The organism is Amycolatopsis speibonae (assembly GCF_042647925.1).
Lineage (GTDB): Bacteria > Actinomycetota > Actinomycetes > Mycobacteriales > Pseudonocardiaceae > Amycolatopsis > Amycolatopsis speibonae.
The window spans coordinates 4,338-5,599 of the sequence record NZ_JBHRWK010000171.1; the positions used below are offsets into that span (position 1 = coordinate 4,338).

Genomic DNA, 1,262 nt, shown 5'->3' on the forward strand with positions numbered 1-1,262 from the left:
GTACCGTACTGGAGGACACGATTCTTCCGGAGCGCTTCGCAAGGCTTGCCGACGACACGGATTTTCCGGTCGTCGCGTCAAACTTCGCCTCCCAGTACTCCCGAATCCACACCTCGGCCCATCGCCGCAACGGATCCGAGTACCCCTTCCCAGTGCGCTCAAACGAGATGTTGACCGGCAACTGGTCCTTCTTCGCCCGCAATAACAACAACAGATCGTCGTACTTCTCCAGCTTCCCCCCGTGCTCCCCCTCGTACCACTGCAACTCACCAGGACGGAACGCCTTGACCCACTCCGGCATCAGGTCGCGAACCCGACCCGGACGGGGCTCATGCTCTGCGTTCATTTCCGTAAGGGAATACACCTGACTCGCCTCGACCTGTCCGTCGGAAAGAACAGCCACCAAAAACGCGGGTACTCGCATACCGGTCACCGTCACAGCCGCGTCTTGCAAATCCCCTACCCATTTCCCCAACACCTCCTGCGGCGCCTTGCCCGAACGACCGGGCACCTTCAGATACGCCTTCAGCGAGCCGTCCTCGCCAGGACCCGCACCCCAGGGCAGACCCGCCGGAACCCCCGCCCGAAGAGCGTCACCCGACCCGGCACCGGTCGCACCCTGACCTTCCGCCCCCGCACCGGAAGACACCAGACCAGTGCCACCCGGAGCGAGATGCCGCGGCCCGACAAGACCAAGAACACCATCAGAAGCCCCCAGCGGCGCAGGAACGGCATCACCCCCTCCGAACCCGCCACCGGAATACTGCAGCTCCGACCCGACCTGCCACCCCCCAGCACCAGACACAACCGGCACCGGCACACCACCCGCGGCAAAACCCGACGCGCCGACCCCGGACCCAGAACCAGACCCCGACATCGCCAACCCCGACGGCAGCGGCGTCGGTGAAGCACCGACACCACTTTCGCCAGACGGGCCAGGAACAGCCGAGTCTGAAGGGGCATCGTCGACAGGAAGATCCTCAACCTTCTGGGGAAAGCCGCTGTTCCACTTGCGTACCGTCTTTTCGCCCGCGATGCCTCCGACGAGCGGCACAAGGTCCTTCAATTTCGGGGCATTTCCGGTCTTTCGAAGCTCCGCCTCCTGATACGCCCGCAACCACACCTCGGCCCACCACCGCAACGGATCCGAGTACCTCACCCTACCGGGCACCAACGAGATGTTGACCGGCAACCAGTCCTTCTTCGCCTGCAATAACAACAACAGATCGTCGTACTTATTCCACTCCCCCTCGTGCAACACC

At 63.4% G+C, this 1,262-nt stretch carries 1 pseudogene; it reads right to left on the minus strand.

What is annotated here, in order from left to right:
- A pseudogene (locus tag ACFOSH_RS45085) lies at positions 1-1,262 on the minus strand (hypothetical protein); the annotation flags it as partial.